Annotated in this window: 8 protein-coding genes; all 8 read right to left on the bottom strand. The window is 67.2% G+C overall.

The annotated features are described in order from the left end of the window. Positions 1 to 75 precede the first annotated feature (75 nt). Positions 76 to 612, bottom strand: a complete 537-nt coding sequence (gene hslV / locus K8I04_14415) for an ATP-dependent protease subunit HslV (protein ID MBZ0072908.1) — start codon at positions 610 to 612, stop codon at positions 76 to 78. Positions 613 to 859: 247 nt separating this feature from the next. Further along, on the bottom strand, positions 860 to 1,771 hold the full coding sequence (xerC, locus tag K8I04_14410) for a tyrosine recombinase XerC (GenBank protein ID MBZ0072907.1): 912 nt from the start codon (positions 1,769 to 1,771) through the stop codon (positions 860 to 862). 61 nt (positions 1,772 to 1,832) lie between these two features. After that, complete coding sequence (locus K8I04_14405; protein ID MBZ0072906.1) at positions 1,833 to 2,555, bottom strand: DUF484 family protein; 723 nt, start codon at positions 2,553 to 2,555, stop codon at positions 1,833 to 1,835. Continuing rightward, positions 2,552 to 3,382 (bottom strand): diaminopimelate epimerase, encoded by an 831-nt coding sequence (gene dapF / locus K8I04_14400; protein MBZ0072905.1) that lies wholly within the window; start codon positions 3,380 to 3,382, stop codon positions 2,552 to 2,554. The genes K8I04_14405 and dapF overlap by 4 nt, the downstream gene beginning before the upstream one ends. 62 nt (positions 3,383 to 3,444) lie before the next feature. Continuing rightward, complete coding sequence (locus K8I04_14395; protein MBZ0072904.1) at positions 3,445 to 3,867, bottom strand: CoA-binding protein; 423 nt, start codon at positions 3,865 to 3,867, stop codon at positions 3,445 to 3,447. Positions 3,868 to 3,994: 127 nt separating this feature from the next. Continuing rightward, positions 3,995 to 5,425 carry a pyruvate kinase gene (gene pyk, locus K8I04_14390; protein MBZ0072903.1) on the bottom strand — a complete coding sequence of 477 codons (1,431 nt, stop codon included), beginning with the start codon at positions 5,423 to 5,425 and terminating at the stop codon, positions 3,995 to 3,997. Positions 5,426 to 5,616: 191 nt separating this feature from the next. Then, complete coding sequence (locus K8I04_14385) at positions 5,617 to 6,285, bottom strand: class I SAM-dependent methyltransferase (GenBank protein MBZ0072902.1); 669 nt, start codon at positions 6,283 to 6,285, stop codon at positions 5,617 to 5,619. 295 nt (positions 6,286 to 6,580) lie between these two features. After that, positions 6,581 to 7,237, bottom strand: a 657-nt coding sequence (locus K8I04_14380; GenBank protein ID MBZ0072901.1) for a diaminopimelate decarboxylase, incomplete at its 5' end; no start/stop codon positions are given.

Raw genomic sequence — 7,237 nt, 5'->3', positions numbered from 1 at the left:
TTCGGGGATCGGGATTCGGGATTCAGGATGGGGAGGTGTTACTGAATCCCGAATCCCGATCCCCGAATCCCCCGCTCAACTCAATTCCTCGATGGTCAGATTCCGGTTCGTGTAGATGCAGATGTCGGCCGCGATATTCAGACTGCGCTCGACGATGTCGCGCGCCGACAGCTCGGTGTTCTCCAGCAGGGCGCGCGCGGCCGCCTGGGCGAAGGGCCCGCCGGAGCCGATGGCGATGATGCCTTGCTCGGGCTCCACCACGTCGCCGTTGCCGGTGAGGATCAGCGAGGTGTTGCGGTCGGCCACTGCCAGCAGCGCCTCCAGGCGGCGCAGCATGCGGTCGGTACGCCAGTCCTTGGCCAGCTCCACCGCGGCGCGGGTGAGATTGCCACGGTGCTTCTCCAGCTTCGCCTCGAAGCGCTCGAACAAGGTGAAGGCGTCCGCCGTGCCGCCGGCGAAGCCCGCCAGGATCTGGTCCTGGAACAGCCGGCGCACCTTGCGCGCATTGCCCTTGAGCACAGTATTGCCGAGCGTGACCTGGCCGTCGCCACCGATGACCACGCTGTCGCCGCGGCGGACAGAGAGGATCGTCGTGCCGTCGAACTGTTCCACCGGAATCCTCCAAGTTACGCACAAGCGTCCGATTCTACACCATCGCCGTGCGGCGTAGCAGTTGGAAATTCCAGGGATTTCCGGGGGTAGGGGGAGGGAAGGCAACGGTACCGCGAAGGACGTGACGGCGCGCGGCGGGAAACCCCGGCTACGGCCATGAAATCCCCCAACGGGTTCAGGTCGGAAGGGTTGTCTTACGTGGCCCGGATCTTTCTTGCGGGCCTATACGCCGGCAAGGGGGTTGGAGCTACTTCGGCCGCCGCTTGGCGCGTGGGTGCGCGCGGTCGTAGACATCGGCAAGGTGTTGAAAATCCAGATGCGTATAGACTTGGGTGGTACTGATGTCGGCATGGCCGAGCAGTTCCTGCACGGCCCGCAGGTCGCCGCTGGATTCCAGCAGATGGCTGGCGAAGGAGTGTCGCAGGCGGTGTGGATGGACGCGCCCGTCGAGGCCCTGACGGCGTGCCCACAGGTCCAGGCGCTGCTGCACCGCGCGCCCCGACAGCCGGCGGCCGCGGCGGCCGACGAACAGTGCCGCCGCGTCGCGCCCCGGCGGTACGAACTCGTTGCGGACGCCGAGCCAGCGCGTCAGGGCCTCCCGTGCACGCCGCCCCACCGGCAGCACCCGGGTCTTGCGACCCTTGCCGGTGACCGTCACCAGGCCGCCGGCAAGATCCAGGTCCGACCGGTCCAGGTCGGTGAGTTCGGTCAGGCGCAGGCCGGAGGAGTACAGCAGCTCCATGCAGGCCAGGTCACGCACGGCCAGCACATCCTGCGTCGGCAGATCCAGCAGGCGCGCCATCTGGTCCACATCCAGCACCGCCGGCAGCTTGCGTTCGGTTTTGGGCGCGCGGACATCGTGGGCCGGGTTGTGGCCCGTGCGACCCTCGCGCATCAGGTAGTTGAATAACCCCCGCGCGGCCGACAGCCGCCGCTGGATGCTCCGGCCCGACAGGCCCTGGCGGTGGCAGGCCGCAGAGTAGGCCCGCAGGTCGTGCGCGCCGAGTGCGGCCCAGTCGGTGTGCCCCTGGCGGTCGCAGAAGGCCACCAGTTGCTGCAGGTCGCGCGCATAGGCCGCGTGGGTGTGCGCCGCCAGCCGCCGCTCCTGGCGCAGATGCTTCAGGTAGTGGTCGAGGTCTTCAAGGGCGGTGGGATGCATGATCTGAAAACGTTCGGCGCCGTCGTGTTGCGGTCTTTGGTTTTCAAGCGCCCGGGTTGAATCATACCGGTGGCGCGGAATCCAGGTAGGGGGTCAGCGCGCAGGCCACCAGTTCGCCCAGGCAGCGCAGAAACAGGGTATCCATGGCCGGATGGAAGCGGTGTTCGTCGTGACTGCCGATGGCCAGCATGCCGATCTCGGCCTCGGCCCCCAGGGGCAGCAGCGCGACCGAAGCGACGGCCTCGGCCTGTGTGCCGAACAGGAAGCTCAGCTGCTCCGGCTTGAACTCGCCGCACAGCGGCCGCACGGCCCGGAAGAAGGGTGCAAAGGTGGCCAGCGTCGGATCGCTCGCATCCAGTGGCAGGGTGCCGGTATCGGTCTGGAAATCTGCGGGCAGGCGCGCCAGACGCAGGGCCACGACGTCGGCCTTGAAGTCGTCACGCAGGTGGCCGTGTACGCGCTCGATCACGTCACCGAGGCTGGCGGCGCGCATCAGTGCCAGTGTCAGCCGGTGCAGGTTACGGTGCAGGTTGTCGTTGTCACGGCCCACCTGCACCAGTTCCATGAGCTTGCGCTTGTATTGCTGGTTCTGGTCGCGCAGGACGCCCACCTGACGTTCGATCAGGGAAACCGCCGGTGCGGCCGCGTGCGGGATGCGCAGGCCGGCGAGCAGCGCGGGGTGTTCGTTGAAGAACTCCAGGTGCGTGCGCAGATACTGCTCCACCTGTTCGGCCGAGACCTCGCTCGCAGCGGGCTCGGAATCCAAGGGTCGCTGTGTATTCATAATTCGATCTGGCCTTCGAAGACGCGGGTCGCCGGGCCGGTCATGTAGACGGGATCGCCGCGGCCGGCCCAGCTTATCACAAGATCACCGCCCGTCAGGCTCACCCGCACCTCGGGGCCGAGGAGGCCCTGTACCTGGCCGCTCACCGCCGCCGCGCAGGCACCGCTGCCGCAGGCCGCGGTCTCGCCGACGCCGCGTTCGAACACCCGCAGGCGGATATGGTCGGGCGCGAGCACCTGCATGAAGCCGACGTTGACACGTTCCGGAAAACGGGCATGGCGCTCGATGCGCGGTCCGAGCGTTGCTACGGGTGCCGTGGCGACATCCGCGACCGACAGCACCGCATGCGGATTGCCCACGGACACGGCGCCAATCCTGATCTCCCGGCCGTCGACCTCCAGCGCATAGTGCGGGGCCTGGGTGGCGGCCTCGAAGGGGATCTCCGCCGGGGCCAGCCGGGGCACGCCCATGCCCACCCGCACCTGGCCGTCATCCAGCAACTCCAGCTCCAGGTGGCCGCTGGCGGTTTCAACGGGGATGCGTCTCTTGGTCGTCAGCCCCGCCTCGACGACGAAGCGCGCGAGGCAGCGCGCGCCGTTGCCGCATTGTCCCACCTCGCCCCCGTCGGCGTTGAAGATGCGGTAGCGGAAATCTGCATCCGTACTCTGCGGGTGCTCCACCAGGAGGATCTGGTCGCAGCCCACGCCATACCGGCGGTCGGCCAGCCGGCGTACCTGTTCGGGGGTAAGCGCGACCTGTTGACGTACGGCGTCGATGACCACGAAGTCATTGCCCAGGCCGTGCATCTTGGTGAACGTGAGGCGCATAGCCGCAGTCTGCCTCAAGGGCGCCGGACGGCAAAGTGGGTGGTGAGCAATGCCTGCATGTCTCAGGTCTTGTGGAAGGCGATGTAATCACGGCAGATGCAGCGGTCCATGACTACCTCGATGCCCGCGGCCTGCGCCCGCAACGCCTCGGCCTCGTTGATGACACCGTCCTGCAGCCACAGGCACGCCAGCCCGAGTTCGATGCAGGCGTCGACGATGGGGGCGATCTCTTTTGGATTGCGGAACACGTTCACGATATCGACGGGTCCGGGCAGCGCATACAGATCCGGATAGGCCTGTTCACACAGTACGCGGTCGACCGCCGGCCGTACCGGGACGATGCGGTAGCCGAAGCCCTGCAGCGCCTGGGCGACCTCGAAGCTCGGCCGGTTCGGCCGCGGCGACAGGCCGACGACGGCGATGGTCCTGGTCGCCTCGAGCAGGGCACGGATACGATCACTGGATGGGTTGTGGAATGGTGGCATCGGGCTGAATCAGGCAAAGCTCATTGTAACCACTGAAATATACGGAATGTACTGATCCCCGGGTATTCCTGGAGTGGCTGTTCGTCATCGTCCGGACGCGGCAGGTGGCTGTGGTTTTCAGAAGCCATCATCCCGGCGACGTGTCCTCCGGCAGGCGCATCACCTGCAGGGTGTCGGCCTCACCCTGCGATGCGTCCGAGGTGGACAACACGACAACGGGATCGCCGGGCTGCGCCAGCCGCTGTGCGCGCAGCCAGTCGCCGGCCAGGCCGAGGCACGACTGCGGTTCAAGGCCCGCCACCGCCAGCAGGGGCGATGTACCCCAGACCATCGCCAGGCGACGGCACATATCCTCGGAGTCGGCCACCACCACCAGCGGCGCCTTGGGTCGGAAGCGGGGAATCTCCAGCGCGGTTGCCATGTCACTGACCGGGGCGATGATGGCCTTGGCGTCGAGACGCGCGGCCAGCTGGCACGCGACCAGGCTCATGGGGTTTCCCGCCGAACCCGACGCGTGCAGTCGATCGGTTGCTAACTGTGCGGCATATTCGGTTTCTGTGGCCGTCAGCACCCGCTGCAGGATTTCGACAGCGGCTACCGGGAACCGCCCGATGGCAGTCTCGGCGGACAGCATCACACCGTCCGTTCCGTCGAGCATGGCATTGGCGACATCCGTCACTTCCGCCCGCGTCGGCTGTTCCTGCATGACCATGGATTCGAGCATCTGGGTGGCGGTGATCACCGGGCGTGCCCGGGCATTGGCCGTCGCGATGATGCGCTTCTGAACCAGGGGGATCTCCGCCAGATCGGTCTCGACCCCCAGATCCCCGCGGGCCACCATCACGCCATCGGCTGTCTCCACAATCGCGTCGAGTTCCGCCAGGGCCTGGCGTTTTTCGATCTTGGCCATCAGCAGGGGCTGTCGGCCGGGTGGGAGCAGTGCCCGGACGCGGATCAGGTCATCGGCGGACTGGACAAACGATACGCCCAGCCAGTCCGCCTGTTGCGCCAGCGCAAAGCCCAGGTGCCGGCGGTCGTCGTCCGTCGGGACGAGCGCGGCGAGCCTGGAGTCGGGCACGTTGATGCCCGAGCCCGAGGTGACCGTCCCACTGACGATCACCTGGCAGGCGACCCAGTCGGTACCGACGGTCTTTACCTCGAGCTTGATCGCACCGTCGGCGAGATAGACCGACTCGCCCACGCGCAGTGCCTGCAGCAACCGCGGCTGCCGCACCGGCAATGCGTCGGGGAGATCGGCCTCGAGCGCCAGCACCACGTCCGCGCCCAAGCGCAGTTCGCGGGCGCCGTCGGGCAGATCCCCCAACCGGAACTTCGGTCCCGGCAGGTCCACCAGGACCGCTACGAACTGCCCCATCTGCCGCGCCAGGTGGCGCACCTGCTGAATCCGGCGGGCGTGTTCAGCGTGGTCGCCGTGCGACATATTGAAGCGGGCGACGTCCATCCCGGCGCCGATCAGGCGCTCCAACACGCCCGCCCGATCAGTCGCCGGGCCCAGCGTGCAGACGATTTTTGTCCGATGCCATGGGGGTCGGGGCATCTCAAGCTCCGTGTGTGGGGTGACCGGGGCCGGCGTGTCCCCGGCCGACGCCGCGGTTGCGCCTTCACTCCCGTGGCCACAAGGCTTTTTGGATGAGCGGACAGCGTAGCACAGGGTGTCCGCCCCGGTCGGGGCTGTGCCCGGCGCTGGCGTCGCGGGGATGCGTGCCGCTCCGCCGTCCTTCCAGGGGTTTATTCGGGGCGTTGCCCGGACACGAGCAGATGCCGGTCGCCGAGCGCCTGCACCTGCAGCCAGTCGAGCCCGGCGACACGCAGTTGCGCCTCGATCTCTTCCGTGCGGTAGGCCGCCAGCAGGGAGTTATGGAAATCCGTGCGTAGCAGCGCGGGTTCGCCGTCGGCATAGCGCTCCACCAACTCGGCCGCACGCGCGCGGCTGTCCGGCCGGCGCAGGTCCATGACGAACACCGGCGCGCCCGGGGCGGCATGCTGCAGGATCGCTTGCCACAACGCCTGCGGGGCATCGAGATGATGCAGCAGGCTGTTGGAGAGCACGGCGTCATAGCGTTCACGCGGCAGCACCGCGCCGGGGAGATAGCCTCGGTGCAGCTGCACGCGGTCGGTGAGTCGTGCCGCGTGCAGGTCGTCGCGGCCGATGGCGAGCATGGCCGCGGCGCCGTCGACACCATGCACGTGAACCGCGGGAAAGGCCTGCGCGAAGCGCCGGCAGATGTCGCCGGGGCCGCAGCCGAGATCCAGCACGCAGCCACGGCCCGGCCAGTCCGGAAAGCGCTGGCGGAACTGCACAATGAACTCATTGTGGGGCTGCTCGAAATCCGCGCGCGCATAAGCGAGCGCCTGCGCGGGATCGTCCATCAACTCGGGTTCGGGGATGCGGTCCATCTCGCGGGACACTGTACGCTCGGTGTGGTGAACCGCCAAGACGCGAAGGACGCCAAGACTTTTTGAACCGCCAAGACGCCAAGGAAACCAAAATATTGGGAACCGCCAAGGCGCCAAGACGCCAAGAAAAGCTGTCTTGGGGTTTGTGCTGGATAACGCGTTGCTGCAGCAAGCGCCACCAAGCGTGGGCGATTCGCACACAGCAAATACGCTCAATAATTCTTGGCGTCTTGGCGCCTTGGCGGTTCAAAACATCTTGGCGTCCTTCGCGTCTTGGCGGTTCAAACCATCGGCCTCAAGGCAGCAAATGCTCGCCGCGCCACAGGTCGTCCAGTGTCTCGCGCTCGCGCACGGTGTGGGCCTGGTTGCCGTCGACCATCACTTCGGCGGCGCGTGGGCGGGAGTTGTAGTTCGAACTCATGGAGAAGCCATAGGCGCCGGCGGAGCGCACCGCGAGCAGGTCGTCGGGTGCCAGTGCGAGCGCACGGTCCTTGCCGAGAAAATCGCCCGTCTCACACACCGGGCCGACCAGGTCGTAGGTGCGCGGCGCCCGGTCGGTGCGCGGCCGCACCGGGACGATTGCGTGCCAGGCGTCGTACAGCGCGGGTCGCAGCAGATCGTTCATGGCCGCATCGATGATGGCGAAATCCTTGTGGCCGGTGTGCTTCAGGTACTCGACCCGGGTGAGCAGTACGCCGGCATTGCCGACGATGGCGCGACCGGGCTCGAGCAGGATCTCCACATCCCGGTCACCGATGGCCGCCAGGATGGGCGCCAGATAGTCGCGTGGCGTGGGCGGCTGCTCATCGCGGTAGCGGATGCCGAGCCCGCCGCCGAGGTCGAGGTGCCGGACGGCGATACCACGTCCGGTCAGGCGGTCCAGCAGCGCGAGTACCCGCACTACGGCATCGACGAAGGGCGTGACCTGGGTGAGTTGCGAGCCGATATGGCA

This window comes from Gammaproteobacteria bacterium (assembly GCA_019911805.1).
Lineage (GTDB): Bacteria > Pseudomonadota > Gammaproteobacteria > Thiohalobacterales > Thiohalobacteraceae > JAHJQQ01.
Note: the sequence above shows the minus strand (reverse complement) of the source record. Positions and strands in the feature narration are given on the sequence as shown.